At 57.9% G+C, this 14,479-nt stretch carries 9 protein-coding genes and 6 pseudogenes; 14 read left to right on the forward strand and 1 reads right to left on the reverse strand.

Translation table 11 applies throughout. The annotated features are described in order from the left end of the window. The first annotated feature begins 123 nt into the window (after nt 1-123). The 12 genes and pseudogenes from argS (at nt 124) to tatC (ending at nt 10,199) form a co-directional block, all read left to right on the forward strand. Nucleotides 124-1,811 (forward strand): annotated as a pseudogene (argS, locus tag B4967_RS06785) (arginine--tRNA ligase). Nucleotides 1,812-1,814: 3 nt separating this feature from the next. After that, entirely contained in the window at nt 1,815-2,585 is a 771-nt protein-coding gene (locus B4967_RS06790; RefSeq protein WP_083024320.1) for an SPOR domain-containing protein, read from the forward strand. Between the two features lie 167 nt (nt 2,586-2,752). Then, nucleotides 2,753-3,286 carry an ATP-dependent protease subunit HslV gene (hslV, locus tag B4967_RS06795; protein WP_044630495.1) on the forward strand — a complete coding sequence of 178 codons (534 nt, stop codon included), beginning with the start codon at nt 2,753-2,755 and terminating at the stop codon, nt 3,284-3,286. A 10-nt stretch (nt 3,287-3,296) separates the two neighbouring features. Continuing rightward, entirely contained in the window at nt 3,297-4,619 is a 1,323-nt protein-coding gene (hslU, locus tag B4967_RS06800) for an ATP-dependent protease ATPase subunit HslU (RefSeq protein ID WP_083024322.1), read from the forward strand. 87 nt (nt 4,620-4,706) lie between these two features. Next, a pseudogene (locus B4967_RS06805) lies at nt 4,707-5,090 on the forward strand (gamma-butyrobetaine hydroxylase family protein). Nucleotides 5,091-5,211: 121 nt separating this feature from the next. Then, nucleotides 5,212-5,967, forward strand: coding sequence for a bifunctional demethylmenaquinone methyltransferase/2-methoxy-6-polyprenyl-1,4-benzoquinol methylase UbiE (gene ubiE / locus B4967_RS06810; RefSeq protein WP_083024324.1), 756 nt, complete (start codon nt 5,212-5,214; stop codon nt 5,965-5,967). A 43-nt stretch (nt 5,968-6,010) separates the two neighbouring features. After that, nucleotides 6,011-6,674: pseudogene (locus B4967_RS06815) on the forward strand (ubiquinone biosynthesis accessory factor UbiJ). Next, nucleotides 6,671-8,293, forward strand: coding sequence for a ubiquinone biosynthesis regulatory protein kinase UbiB (gene ubiB, locus B4967_RS06820; protein WP_083024325.1), 1,623 nt, complete (start codon nt 6,671-6,673; stop codon nt 8,291-8,293). Before B4967_RS06815 ends, ubiB begins: the two are co-directional and overlap by 4 nt. Before the next feature lie 52 nt (nt 8,294-8,345). Then, a complete protein-coding gene (locus B4967_RS06825) occupies nt 8,346-8,693 on the forward strand; it encodes a phosphoribosyl-ATP diphosphatase (RefSeq protein ID WP_083024391.1) in 348 nt (115 codons plus the stop codon). 30 nt (nt 8,694-8,723) lie between these two features. Next, on the forward strand, nt 8,724-8,996 hold the full coding sequence (gene tatA / locus B4967_RS06830; protein WP_083024327.1) for a Sec-independent protein translocase subunit TatA: 273 nt from the start codon (nt 8,724-8,726) through the stop codon (nt 8,994-8,996). Between the two features lie 3 nt (nt 8,997-8,999). After that, nucleotides 9,000-9,419, forward strand: coding sequence for a Sec-independent protein translocase protein TatB (tatB, locus tag B4967_RS06835; protein WP_083024329.1), 420 nt, complete (start codon nt 9,000-9,002; stop codon nt 9,417-9,419). After that, nucleotides 9,416-10,199 (forward strand): annotated as a pseudogene (tatC, locus tag B4967_RS06840) (twin-arginine translocase subunit TatC). The gene tatB and the pseudogene tatC overlap by 4 nt, the downstream one beginning before the upstream one ends. Nucleotides 10,200-10,284: 85 nt before the next feature. On the opposite strand, the gene elbB reads toward tatC, so the two are convergent. Continuing rightward, a complete protein-coding gene (gene elbB, locus B4967_RS06845) occupies nt 10,285-10,944 on the reverse strand; it encodes an isoprenoid biosynthesis glyoxalase ElbB (protein WP_083024332.1) in 660 nt (219 codons plus the stop codon). A gap of 199 nt (nt 10,945-11,143) precedes the next feature. Between elbB and hemB the strand changes: the two are divergent. Both hemB and ppk1 read left to right on the forward strand, forming a co-directional pair. Further along, nucleotides 11,144-12,113 (forward strand): annotated as a pseudogene (hemB, locus tag B4967_RS06850) (porphobilinogen synthase). Nucleotides 12,114-12,237: 124 nt separating this feature from the next. Further along, a pseudogene (ppk1, locus tag B4967_RS06855) lies at nt 12,238-14,440 on the forward strand (polyphosphate kinase 1). Nucleotides 14,441-14,479: the final 39 nt, after the last annotated feature.

A 14,479-nucleotide genomic window follows, 5' to 3' on the forward strand; every position in this document is an offset into this window, starting at 1 on the left:
GCAGGTCCTATCCTAAGGGAATACGGCTTTGAAACTGCGCGCCAATTGCCGATAATGGCCGCTTTGCCGCTGTGTTACCTGAGCGCATGCACACGCCGCCACCGACGACATCCGGATATTTAAATGAAAGATACGATTATTTCTCTGCTCGAAGGCGCGGTTTTGACGCGCTTAAGCACCAAGGCGTGCTGCCCGACGATTTAAAACCCGCCATTAAGGTGGACCCCACGAAAGACAAAGCCCACGGCGACTACGCCACCAACCTCGCGCTGATGTTGGCCAGGCCTTCCGGCATGAAGCCACGCGAGCTGGCCGACACCCTCGTCGCCGCCCTGCCCGCCAGCGATGCCATTCAAAAAACTGAGATTGCGGGCCCTGGGTTTATCAACTTCTTTGCCGCCGCGGACGCCGCTGCACAAATCGTTGCTCAGGTGCTGGATAGCGGCGATGCTTTTGGCCGCAGCCTAATCGGTAAAGGCGAGAAAGTGCAGGTGGAGTTTGTCTCTGCCAACCCCACTGGCCCGCTCCACGTAGGCCACGGCCGAGGTGCGGCGATTGGCGACAGCCTTTGCCGACTGCTGGAAGCCACGGGCTACGACGTGACCCGCGAGTTCTACTACAACGACGCGGGTGCTCAGATTAAGAACCTAGCGCTTTCCGTTCAGGCTCGTGCCAAAGGCCTCGGCCCCGACGATGCTAGCTGGCCGGAAGATGGCTACCGCGGCGAGTACATCGTGGATGTCGCCAACGACTATATGGCGGGCAAAACGGTCACCGCCGATGACCGCGAAGTGACGGCTAAAGCGGATGCGGATGATTTAGACGCCATTCAAGCCTTTGCCGTTGCTTGGCTGCGCCGCGAGCAGGATTTAGACCTTAAAGCCTTTGGCGTTGAGTTTGACGTCTACTTCCTGGAGTCCTCGCTTTACGAAAAAGGCAATGTCGACGCCACTGTCGAGAAGCTGGTCGCCAACGGCCACACCTATGAAGAAGATGGCGCGATGTGGCTGCGCACCACCGACTTTGGCGCTGACAAAGACCGCGTAATGCGCAAGCGCGAAGGGGGTTACACCTACTTCCTGCCCGACGTCGCCTACCACCTGAACAAATGGCAGCGCGGTTTTAAAACCGTGATCAATGAACAGGGGGCTGACCACCACTCCACCGTCACGCGCGTACGCGCAGGCCTGCAGGCGCTGGAAGTGGGTATCCCAAAAGGCTGGCCCGATTACGTGCTGCACCAAATGGTCATGGTGACCCGCTCAGGCGTTGAGGTAAAACTGTCCAAACGCGCAGGCAGCTACGTCACCATCCGCGATTTGATTGATGAAGTAGGCCGCGATGCAACGCGCTTCTTCCTGGCCGCTCGCCGCGCCGATTCCCAACTGACCTTTGATATCGATCTAGCGCGCTCGCAGTCAAACGACAACCCGGTGTATTACGTTCAGTACGCCCATGCGCGGGTATGCAGCATGCTGCGCAAAACCGAAGATGCCGGCCAACCGTTTGACCACAGCGTCGCCATGGCCAATTTAGCGCTACTGGATAGCGACCAGGAAAAAGCCGTTCTTAACCGCTTGGCTCGCTACCCAGAAGTGGTTGAGCACGCCGCGAAAAACCGCGAGCCTCAGCAGGTTGCCCAGTATTTGCTGGATTTAGCCGGTGACTTCCACACCTGCTATAACGCGGTCAAAGTGATGGTCGACGACGACACGCTGCGCAACACTCGCCTGGCCCTGGGCCTGGCAACCCGCCAAGTGCTGCGCAATGGTCTGGACCTTATGGGTGTTAGCGCACCCGAGGAGATGTAATCCATGGCCAGCCCGCGCACTAAGCCCACCCGCCGTGGAGCCACGTCGCAGCGTAAGTCCGCCCGCCGCACTGGGGGCGGGCTACGCATACCCGGCTGGCTGTGGGGGATTGTCGGGGTGGCCGCTGGTTTTTTCCTCGCCCAGCACCAGCATGGCACCGCTCCCTGGCAAGATCAGCAGGAGGTTCCTCAGGCGACGGTATTGCCAAAACCCGCGGGTAGCGATGAGCGCAGCGCGGCGCGGCAAACCGAAACGCCCGCCGAGCCCTCTATGCCTACGTTCGAGTTCTACACGCTGCTGCCTGAAACCGAAGTCATCGCCCCCGGCGGGGCGATTCCCTCGACCATCACGCCCCCGACCGTAGCGGCCAGTGATGCAGACGCAAGCGATACGGCAACCGATACGTCAACCGATAGCACAGAAACCGCCACCAGCACGCCTGCTGACGACCCCATTGCTCAGGTGATTGCCGCTAACACGCGCCCCAACGAGCAGGCCGCTGCCGCTCAGCATGCACCCGCGGCCCCCAACGGCACGCCCAGCCGCTATATGCTGCAAGCCGCTTCGTTTCGTGAGATTGGCGATGCCGAACAGCTGCGCAGCCGGCTGCGTAACCTAAGCCTGCTAGCGCAGATCAGTGAAGTGCAGGCCAACGGTGATACCTGGCACCGGGTTCAGGTTGGCCCCTACGACGACACCCGCGAGCTCAACCGCGCTCAGGACTTAATGAGCACACAAGGCATTGAGCCGCTGCTGATACAGCTACAGAACTAACTAACAGCGTGCTGGGCTGCGCCAGACACGCTTTATCTGATGGCTTTCGCTTGCGGGCGGTTGATTTTTTATCAGCCGCCCGCATTTTGTTGGGAATCGCTTTTTATACGGCCGCCCAGGCGGCCGATCAGTCATCGGGAGCGCGTCTCCCCCAAGGCGTTATCTCCATGACCACAATTGTTTCCGTTCGCCGCGGTAACCAAGTAGCCCTCGCAGGCGACGGCCAAGTCTCGCTTGGCAACACCGTGATGAAAGGCAATGCCAGCAAAGTACGCCGCCTTTACCGTGGCAAAGTGTTGGCCGGTTTCGCCGGTGGCACCGCTGATGCGTTTACCCTATTTGAGCGTTTTGAAGCGCAGCTTGAAAAGTATCAGGGCCATTTAACCAAGGCAGCGGTTGAGCTGGCCAAAGATTGGCGCACCGACCGCGCGCTGCGCCGCTTAGAAGCCCTGTTGGCCGTGGCCGACCACAGCGCCTCGCTGATTATTACCGGTAACGGCGATGTGGTTGAGCCGGAGCGCGGCATTATTGCGATTGGCTCAGGCGGCAACTTTGCCCAGGCCAGCGCCCGCGCGCTGCTCGAAAATACTGAGCTATCCGCCCGCGAGATTACTGAAAAATCCCTCGCCATCGCTGGTGACATCTGCGTATTCACCAATCACCACGTGACGCTCGAAGAGCTGAACATCAACGAACGTTGAGGCCACTTTAATGACCCAGATGACACCCCGCGAAATCGTCCATGCGCTGGATCAGTACATTATCGGCCAGCAAGATGCCAACCGCGCCGTGGCTATTGCCCTGCGTAACCGCTGGCGTCGCATGCAGCTCGACGACGAGCTGCGCCCGGAAGCTACGCCGAAAAATATCCTGATGATTGGCCCCACCGGCGTGGGTAAAACCGAAATTGCCCGCCGGTTGGCGAAGCTGGCCCGTGCGCCGTTTATCAAGGTAGAAGCCACCAAGTTCACCGAAGTGGGCTACGTGGGCCGCGACGTCGAGTCGATTATCCGCGACCTAATGGAAGCGGCGATCAAGATGGTCCGCGAGCACGCCAAAGAAGAAGTCGGCCACCGCGCCGAAGACGCCGCTGAAGACCGTGTACTCGACGCCCTGCTGCCGCCGCCCCGAGGCCAGGAAGATAAGCCCCGCGAAGATAGCGGCACTCGTCAAACCTTCCGCAAAAAGCTGCGTGAAGGCCAGCTTGACGATAAAGAGATCGATATTGAGATCTCCTCCCACGGCCAAGGCATCGACATCATGACCCCTCCGGGTATGGAAGAGATGACCAGCCAACTGCAGAGCCTGTTCTCCAACATGGGCCAGCAGAAGCGTGAGCAGCGCCGCGTGACCGTGAAAGAAGCGCTGGTGCTGCTACGTGATGAAGAAGCCGGCAAGCTGGTCAACGAAGAAGAGATCAAAGCCCGTGCGGTGGAAGCCGTCGAGCAGCACGGCATCGTGTTCCTGGACGAGATCGACAAAGTCGCCAAGGGCAGCGGCCAGTCCAGCGGTGGCGAAGTGTCTCGGGAAGGCGTGCAGCGCGACCTGCTACCGCTAATCGAGGGCTCGACGGTGTCGACCAAGTACGGCATGGTCAAAACCGACCACATTCTGTTCATCGCTTCCGGTGCTTTCCATCTGTCACGGCCTTCTGACCTGATTCCGGAACTGCAGGGCCGCCTGCCGATTCGCGTTGAGCTGGATGCGCTAACGCCGGGCGACTTCAAGCGGATTCTCACCGAGCCGTCTGCCTCACTGACCAAGCAGTACCAAGCGCTGCTGGCGACCGAAGGGCTAGACCTTGAGTTCACCCCGGACGGTATTGAGCGCATTGCCGAAATCTCCTGGCAAGTGAACGAAGGCACCGAGAATATCGGTGCTCGCCGCCTGCACACTGTGCTAGAGCGCCTATTGGAAGAGGCATCGTTCAAGGGTGGTGATATGGATAGCCCCTTGGTCATCGACGCTGACTACGTCAACGCTCAGCTAGGCGAACTGGCGGTCGACGAAGACCTGTCGCGCTATATTCTGTAAGCGCTACTATCGGTATAGCCACCGGCAGCTTGTCCGCTTTGCGGGCAGGCTGCTTTTGCTACTTATCGTCACGAGGGTCCCGTATTCATGAACGCCCCGACACCCACACGGGTTCACTACCATAAGCAGGCTCGCGAACTGGAGCTTGGCTATGCCAGCGGTGACACCTATCGGCTGCCCGTTGAGTTTCTGAGGGTTTACTCCCCTTCTGCCGAAGTGCGCGGCCACGGCGGCGACACGGCCGTGCTACAAGTCGGTAAAAAGGAAGTCGGCCTGCAAAATATTACTCAGGCCGGTAACTACGCGCTCAAACTGCACTTTGATGACGGTCACGACAGCGGCTTGTTCAGCTGGAACTACCCGTTTGACCTTGCCACACATCAAGATGCCTAATGGCAGAATTATCTCAAACGCTTGGAAGAGGCAGGGGCCTCCCGCGAGGCTGCGGGGAATCAATTCAAGCAGCTGTGACGCGGTGCCCCAGGTGAAGCGCAGACAAGCCGGGGTCGGGAAGGCTACAATGTTGCCAACCACTTATTGCGATGACCTAACGGTCAACAACTACCGCCTCGAACTCGGGAGCTAAAGCCCCATGAGCCCCACCGAAAAGCGCACTACCTATTTCGGCTACCAAGAAGTGCCGGTCGACGAGAAAGCCTCTCGCGTGGCCGATGTATTCCACTCAGTAGCCGCCCGCTATGACGTGATGAACGACCTGATGTCCATGGGTATTCACCGGGTCTGGAAGCGACTCACCATTGAGCGCGCAGGCGTTCGCCCAGGGCACCATGTGCTGGATATCGCTGGCGGCACGGGCGATCTCACCCTAAAGTTCTCCCGCTTGGTTGGCCCGCGTGGCAAAGTCGTTTTGGCCGATATCAATGCCTCCATGTTACGCGTTGGCCGCGACAAGCTGATGGATAACGGCGTGGGCGGCAACGTAGAGTACGTGCAGGCCCACGTCGAGTGCCTACCCTTCCCGGATAACAGCTTCGACTGCATTACCATTGCCTTCGGCTTGCGTAACGTCACCGATAAAGATGCCGCGCTGCGTTCTATGGCACGGGTACTCAAGCCAGGCGGCCGCCTGCTGGTGCTGGAGTTCTCCAAGCCCAACAACCCGCTGCTCTCCAAGGCCTACGATGAGTACTCTTTCCGCCTGCTGCCCAAGATGGGCGAGCTGGTGGCGGGTGACGGCGAAAGCTATCGCTACTTGGCCGAATCGATTCGCATGCATCCGGATCAAGACACCCTGAAAGGCATGATGGAAGCGGCCGGGCTTGAACGGGTCGAGTACACCAACCTGACCGGCGGGATTGTCGCCCTCCACCGCGGCATCAAGTTATGACACAGCAGCATCAAGCGATCATCCTCTGGCACCAGAGGTCAGCATGCTAGTCACCCCGACCCTGCTGCTGGCCGGATGTGAACGCACGTTAAAGGCTCTACTTTCCCGCGATCCAGCCGCACCTACGCGGCTGGCGGCGCTAGCGGGCAGTCGACTGTTGGTTCGGCTTGAGAAACCTCATTTAGCGCTGCTTCTGTGCTACCACGCGACAGGCGTTGATCTGCAACATGGCGATGAGGTGGAAGAGACCGACGTCGATGCCGTGGTGGAACTGACGCCTGAAACACTTTCCGAATGGCTGAGCGGCGCTTCCATTGAGCGGCTGATGTTCGACGGCAAACTGGCCGTACGCGGGCGCATCCACCTATTGGAAGCGACCCGCGATCTGCTGTTCGATCTAGATATTGATTGGGAGAGCGAACTGGCGCGCTGGCTAGGCGACATGCCTGCTCACTCGCTGGCGGTAGGTATTCGACGTGCGGCCCGGTGGGGGCTGCGTGCCAAGGACGAGCTGCTGCGGGACGTAATGGAGTACGTGGTTTGAGGAAGCGCGCCTGCTGCCCGGCCGCCAACAGCGCGACGTGCTCCGCGACCACCTGACTGAGCTTGAGATCGCCACCGACCGCCTGGAAGCGCGACTTAACCGTCTCCATAAGCGACTCACGCAGCCAGCGGAACCATCAACGCCTAAGGAGCAGCGCGGATGAGCCTGCGGCTGTTTAAAATTGTCTGGGTCGTCACGCGGCACCGTTTAGACACCTTGATTCCCGCTGAACGCCTACCGCTTTGGATGCGCCTGCTGCTGAAGCTGTCGCCACTGCAGCTAGTGCCCGTGGGGCAGCGCAGCCGGGGCGAGCGCCTACGGGTGGCTCTGGAGGCGCTGGGGCCGATTTTTATTAAATTTGGGCAAATGCTCTCTACCCGACGCGATCTGCTGCCCGAAGATATCGCCGATGAGCTGAAGCGCCTGCAAGACCAAGTGCCGCCCTTCCCTGGTGAGCTGGCTGCGGCGCGGGTGGAAAGCGAGCTAGAGATGACACTGGCAGAAGCCTTTGCCGCCTTTGATCGCGTGCCATTGGCATCGGCATCGATTGCCCAAGTCCACGCCGCTACACTGCACAGCGGCGAAGACGTGGTGGTCAAGATCATCCGCCCCGGCATTGACCGCATCATGCGTCAAGACATGGGCTTGATGTATCAGGTCGCCAAACTGCTTTCCAAAGTGCCGGAAGCTAGGCGCTTACGCCCTGTCGAAGTAATCCGCGATTACGAGGCGACACTGTTCGACGAGTTGGACCTCTACAAGGAGGCCGCTAATACCTCGCAGCTCAAGCGTAATTTCAAAGACTCACCGCTGCTGTTTGTGCCGACTATTTACTGGCCCTACACTCGACGCCACGTCATGGTGCAGGAGCGCATTCGCGGCGTGCCGGTCGCCGATCTGGACACCCTGATCGCACGGGGCACAAATCTGAAGAAGCTCGCCGAGCGCGGGGTGGAAATTTTCTTCACCCAGGTGTTCCGCGATAACTTCTTCCATGCGGATATGCACCCCGGCAACATCTTTGTGAACTGCGATGCCCCGGAAGACCCGCAATATATTGCGATTGACTGCGGCATTGTGGGCAGCTTAACGCGGGAAGATCAGGACTACTTGGCCCGTAACCTGCTGGTGTTTTTCCATCAGGATTACTACGAGGTCGCCGCGCGGCACATTGAATCGGGCTGGGTAGGTGAAAACACCCGCGCCAACGAATTTGCCGCCGCTATCCGCACAGTTTGCGAGCCCATTTTAGAGAAGCCGCTCAAGGACATCTCTTTTGGACAGGTGCTGCTCGGGCTTTTCCAGACCGCCCGGCGTTTTAATATGGAAGTGCAGCCCCAACTGGTGCTGCTGCAAAAGACGCTACTCAATATTGAAGGCCTGGGCCGGAAGCACTACCCCGACCTGGACCTTTGGAGCACCGCCAAGCCCTATTTAGAGAAGTGGATGAAAGAGCGGGCAGGCATTGGCGGGCTGTGGGAGTCCCTCAAGCGCCACGCGCCGGAGCTTTCTCATCAACTGCCCGAACTACCGGTGCTTGCTCATCAGGCGCTTAGCCGCATGGAGCATGAGCACCGTCAGCGCCATCAGCAAGTGACGGCGATCAGCCAGATGCGCCGCCAAATGAGTCAGCAAGGTAAGCGCCAGCATCGGCTGCGCATTGGCTTGGCCCTAGTCGCTATTGCGCTGGCTTGGCAGCCACTCAGTAGTTGGGCTGCCACTCAGGATTGGCCGATACTCGCGGCTGCGGGTGCCGGCTTAATACTGCTGATCTGGCACTGATACGATGCAATCACTTGACGAAACGACGCCGCCGATTGATAAAGAGAACACCATGACCGACGCTAACCATGTTCCTGTGCTTGACGCCCTTGCTGAGGTTTTAAAGCAGCGCCGCCACGCTAATCCAGAAGATTCTTATGTTGCCTCCTTGCATCATAAGGGTTTGAACAAGATACTCGAAAAAGTCGGCGAAGAAGCCACCGAAACGCTGCTGGCAGCCAAAGACGCCGAGCACGGCAGCGAACAGGACCGTGAAGCGTTGATCGCCGAAACGGCCGACCTGTGGTTTCATAGCCTTGTCATGCTGTCGCATCTGGATCTTGACCATCAGCGAGTACTTGATGAACTCGCCCGGCGGGTCGGTATTTCTGGCCACGACGATAAAGCGTCCCGATCATAACGTTAACCCTGCTTCGATGAGGAAATGCATATGTTAGGTGGTATCAGTATTTGGCAGTTGCTGATTGTTCTGGGCATTATCATCCTGATTTTCGGCACTAAAAAACTGCGTAACGTGGGCACCGACTTAGGCGCTGCAGTGAAGGGCTTTAAGAAAGCCATGCACGAAGAGGAAAAAGAGGGCGATAAGAAAGACGCCGACCAGCCTCAAGCGAAAGTGAGCCACGAAGAAGCCGGCAATACCTACGACGTACAGGCGGAAGAGAAACGCGCTGCTGCTGACCGTAACGAAGAGCGCAAATAAGCCATGCTGGATATCGGCTTTCTTGAACTCATGCTCATTGGCATCGTGGCGCTACTGGTGCTCGGCCCTGAGCGGCTGCCCAAAGCGGGACGCACGGCAGGGCTATGGATCGGCAAGATCAAGCGTACGGTATCCGGCATGCAGCGTGAAATTAGCGCTCAACTGGAAGCGGAAGAGCTGCGGCAAAAGCTAAACGAACAGCAGAAGAAGCTCGACGACAGCCTGGAGAAAGCCAAACAGGATGTAGAGAGCATTGCTGATGCGCCCGCTAGCAGCCGCGAAGGGGCTCCCGGCCAGGATGCCACCGAGCAGCGGGTGGCTAACGCCAGCGCCCGGCTAGACGACGCGCTGCAAACGGTACGTGAAGCCGCCCCTGCTCCCTCCGACAAGGCCGATCATCAAAAGGATAGCAACCACCAATGAGTATGTCTGGCGATTCCCAGGAGCCGCAAAACGACCAAAGCCAAGCGCCTCTCATTGAGCACCTCATCGAACTGCGTTCGCGCTTAATGAAGGCGATTGTAGTGATATTGGTGGTTTTTCTTGGGCTCTACTCGTTTGCTAACGACATCTACAGCTTTGTGGCAGAGCCGCTGATGGCGCTACTGCCGGAAGGCTCGCAGATGATTGCCACCGAGGTCGCCTCGCCGTGTTTTTAGCTCCGTTCAAACTCACCCTGGTGGTGGCGGTCTTTATGGCTACCCCTTTGTGCTGCATCAAGCCTGGGCCTTCGTCGCGCCAGGGCTTTACGACAACGAGAAAATGCTGGCTATTCCTATTTTGGTTTCCAGCGTGGCGCTGTTTTATGCCGGTGCGGCCTTTGCCTATTACGTGGTATTTCCGCTGCTGTTTGAGTTTTTCACCCAAACCGGCCCGGAAAACGTTGCGGTAATGACCGACATTAACCAGTACCTCAACTTCGTACTGAAGCTGTTCTTTGCGTTTGGGGTGGCCTTTGAGATTCCCATTGCCACGTTCCTACTGATTTTGTCTGGTGCCACAACCGTTGAGAGTCTCTCCAAAAAGCGTCCTTACATTGTTTTAGGCTGCTTTGTGGTGGGTATGCTACTGACACCGCCGGATGTCATCTCCCAAAGCCTGCTAGCGATCCATATGTATCTTTTATATGAGGTTGGTTTGCTCTTTGGCCGCTTGGTCCGCAAGCGCCGCGCAGAAGCAGACGCCGAAGATCAGGAGTCGTAAGCTCTCAAGCGCTCTATGCTAAAAAGCCTCTGTCATCCCACGATGACAGAGGCTTTTTTCCTACTAATCGCTACCGTGCGGGCACTTAGCACATCATTTCATCGATGCGATCTACCAGCTTAAAAATACCAGTAGCGGCTTCGCTGATACGCGTGGCGAGCATATATGCTGGCGTTGTCACTACGCGGTGTTCATGGTCTACCCCAATATCTTCCACGCCGCAGCTGCGGTGCAAACCGCCCATGGCGCTAATCGCGCCAGATACGCTCGGGTCATGGCCAATAGTGACCGCAATGCCATCGCCTAGTAGGCGCGGCACCATCACCGGGGCAATACACATCAAGCCGATGGGCTTGGCGTCCTCTTTAAACCCGGCTAACGCCTCTTTGACGCTCTCCAGCACCTGCATGCTGTCGCTCTGCATGGCGAAATCAGAGAGGTTGTTAGCCACCCCAAAACCACCCGGCACGATCACTGCATCGAACTCATCAGAATCAAGCTCGGTAATCGGGCTAATATCACCACGGGCCAAACGGGCAGACTCCTGCAGCACATTGCGGGTTTCGCCCTCTACCGGCGCTTGGTCTAGGTGATTAATCACATGGTGCTGAGCCACATCCGGGGCAAAGCAGCGATAACCGATCCCCAACTGGTCAAGGCGTAACAGCGTCAGGGTGGTCTCGTAAATTTCCGAGCCATCAAACACGCCACAACCCGCCAATACGATTGCTACCTGCTTCGTCATACCTATCTCCTTGTCCAAGCCATCTCTGTGGCTGAATGGCTCACTTTAGTCAGTCTCTATTGCCGCCACAAGGCGGCTTTCGCTGTATGGCATGCCTGATATACTCACACCAAGCCCTGATACACGGGGCGCCCACGATGCGATTGCCTGGAGAGAGCCGTTGAATACCTCAAGCCCACGCCACTTCCCCGCTACCCGAATGCGCCGTATGCGTCGGGATGACTTCTCGCGCCGCTTGATGCAGGAGTCTACGCTGACGCCCAGCGACTTGATTCTGCCGGTGTTTGTCTTAGAAGGTGAAAAACAGCGCGAAGCGGTGGCCTCCATGCCCGGCGTCGAGCGTCTCTCGATTGATCTGCTGATTGAGCAGGCCCGCGAAGCCTATGCGCTGGGTATTCCCGCACTGGCGCTGTTCCCGGTGATTGGCCCTGAGCAGAAAAGCGAACTGGCCGAAGAGGCCTATAACGCCAGCGGACTAGTGCAGCGCACCGTTCGTGCACTCAAAGAAGCACTGCCGGAGCTGGGAATCATTACCGATGTGGCGCTGGACCCTTACACCAGTCACGGCCAGGACGGTATTCTGGATGAGCACGGCTACGTTCAAAACGACCGCACCGTCGACACGTTACTCAAACAAGCGCTCTCCCACGCGGAAGCAGGCGCCGTTGTAGTGGCCCCTTCCGATATGATGGATGGCCGCATTGGTGCCATTCGCCAAGTGCTGGAGCAGGCGCATCTGCATAACGTGCGCATTATGGCCTACAGCGCCAAGGATGCTTCCCACTATTACGGCCCCTTCCGCGATGCGGTCGGCTCAGCCGCCAATCTGGGCAAAGCGGACAAGCGTACCTACCAGATGGACCCCGCCAACAGCGATGAAGCGCTGCACGAAGTCGCGATGGATATTGCAGAAGGCGCTGATATGGTGATGGTCAAGCCAGGCATGCCCTACCTGGACGTGGTACGCCGAGTGAAAAGCGAGCACCAAGTGCCTACCTTTGCCTACCAGGTCAGCGGTGAGTACGCCAATGCACCGTGCAGCGTTCGATAACGGCTGGCTAGAAGCGGAGCCAGTGATTCTGGAGTCACTGATGTGCTTTAAGCGCGCTGGGGCCGACGGCATCTTGACCTACTTTGCCCTAGAGGCCGCTCGCCTGCTGCAGCGTTAACCGTCATTTATGCCATTAAGATGACAAATCGGTGACACCTATTTGTCATCTTCCCCCTGCATACTCACCCTAATAAACGTTAAAACGCTATGATGAGTACGAACCACTACCGCGGGGGGCAACCATGGACGACAACGCTATAGATTCCACGCCAGCATTACCAGTACCGCCCAATGAGCAACTGAGCGGCGAAGCCGATATTGCACCGCTGCGTATTAACCGCACACCCACCGGGGTTCAAGCAAAAGAGTCGCATACTGAAGCTGACCTTGACGATCCGCAGCTCTACTTTAACCGCGAGCTTTCTCACCTACAGTTTAATATTCGTGTGTTAGAGCAGGCGTTAGACGATGCGCACCCACTTCTCAACCGGCTGATGTTCCTGCTGATTTTTTCCTCCAACATGGATGAGTTTTTCGAGATTCGTGTGGCGGGATTAAAACATCAAATGGCCTTGGGCGATGACACTACCGCTGCTGATGGCCGCCTGCCAAAAGCCGTGCTGGCTGAGATTTCCGAGATTGCTCACCAACAGATTGCCCGCCAGTACGAGATTCTTCAACGACACGCTACTGCCTGCGCTAGAAGCCCAGGGGCTGCGTTTCCGCCGCCGCGACCAGTGGACCGACGCTCAAAAAGCTTGGGTGCGGGACTTTTTCGATAACGAAATCATGCCGGTGATTAGCCCCATTGGCCTGGACCCATCACACCCGTTCCCACGGCTGGTGAATAAGAGTCTCAACTTTATTGTCGAACTTGAAGGCAAAGATGCCTTTGGCCGAGCGGGCGGCATGGCGATTCTGCCCGCCCCACGCTCGCTGCCGCGCCTAATGGCGCTGCCCAAGGAGCTTTGCGCCGATGGCTTCTCTGAGTACGTATTCTTATCGTCAATGATTCACGCCCATGCCGAAGAGCTCTTTCCTGGCATGCGCGTGCGGGGCTGCTACCAGTTCCGCCTGACCCGCAACGCGGACATGACCGTTGATCCTGAAGAGGTATCCGATCTTGCCTCGGCCCTGCGTGGGGAGCTGCTGGCCCGGCGCTACGGCAGCGGCGTGCGTTTGGAAGTCGCCGACAACTGCCCGGACGATTTGACCAACTTCCTACTGCGCCAGTTTGACTTGGAGAGCGGTGACCTTTATCGCGTTCAGGGGCCCGTAAACCTGACCCGCATGATGGCAGTGCTGGGCGATGTGGACCGTCCCGAGCTGCTCTACCGCCCGTTTGCCCCCAGCGTGCCCAAAGCGCTGAAAGGCGGCAGCTTATTTAGCGCCATCGCCAAAAGCGATATATTGCTGCACCACCCCTTCCAGTCCTTCTCTCCCATTGAGGATTTGCTGCGGGAAGCCGCCCGGGACCCGGATGTGCTGGCCATCAAGCAAACGCTTTACCGCACCGGCTCAGACTCCCCCATCGTCAGCGCGCTGGTAGACGCTGCTAGCCAGGGTAAAGAAGTGACGGTGGTGATTGAGCTGCGGGCACGCTTTGACGAGGCGGATAACCTGCAACTGGCCTCGCGCTTGCAGGAGGCAGGGGCTATCGTGATTTACGGCATTATGGCGTACAAGACCCACGCCAAGATGCTGCACATCGTGCGCCGTGAAAAAGGTGAGCTGCGCCACTATGTGCACCTGGGCACCGGCAACTACCACTCAAAAACCGCCAAGCTCTATACCGACTACAGCCTGCTTACCGCCAACGAGGCGCTTTGTGCCGACGTGCATAAAGTTTTCCAGCAGCTTTCGGGCATGGGCCGGGCGCGCAAAATTGATACGCTGCTGCATGCGCCCTTTACGCTGCACGAGCGTCTCGTTGAAATGATCGATCGCGAGGCCCAGGTGGCACGTAAAGAAAAACGCGGGCATATCATCATTAAATGTAACTCGTTGACCGAGCCCAAACTGATCAAGGCGCTGTATCGTGCCTCCCAGGCAGGCGTGGAGTGCGACCTCATCATTCGCGGCATGTGCTGCTTGAAGCCAGGCGTGCCAGGGGTATCAGAGAATATTCGCGTTCGATCGATTATCGGTCGCTTTCTTGAACACACGCGGGTGTTCCACTTCCATAACGACGGCAAGCCGGAAATTTGGTGTTCCAGCGCCGATTTCATGTCGCGCAATATGTTCCATCGGGTCGAAACCTGCTTCCCGCTGCTGGATAAGAAGCTCGCCACCCGGGTACGTAAAGACCTGGAAACCTACCTCGTAGATAACTGCCAAAGTTGGCTGTTACAGAGCGACGGCAGCTACCAGCTACAGGACCCCGGCAGCGGCGACGCGATTAGCGCCCAGGAAACGCTGCTTTACGCCTACGCCTCTAAGAGCTAATGCAAAAACCCCGCTGCACTTAGCAGCGGGGTAAATTGC

This window comes from Vreelandella lionensis (assembly GCF_002087295.1).
Taxonomy (GTDB): Bacteria; Pseudomonadota; Gammaproteobacteria; order Pseudomonadales; family Halomonadaceae; genus Vreelandella; species Vreelandella lionensis.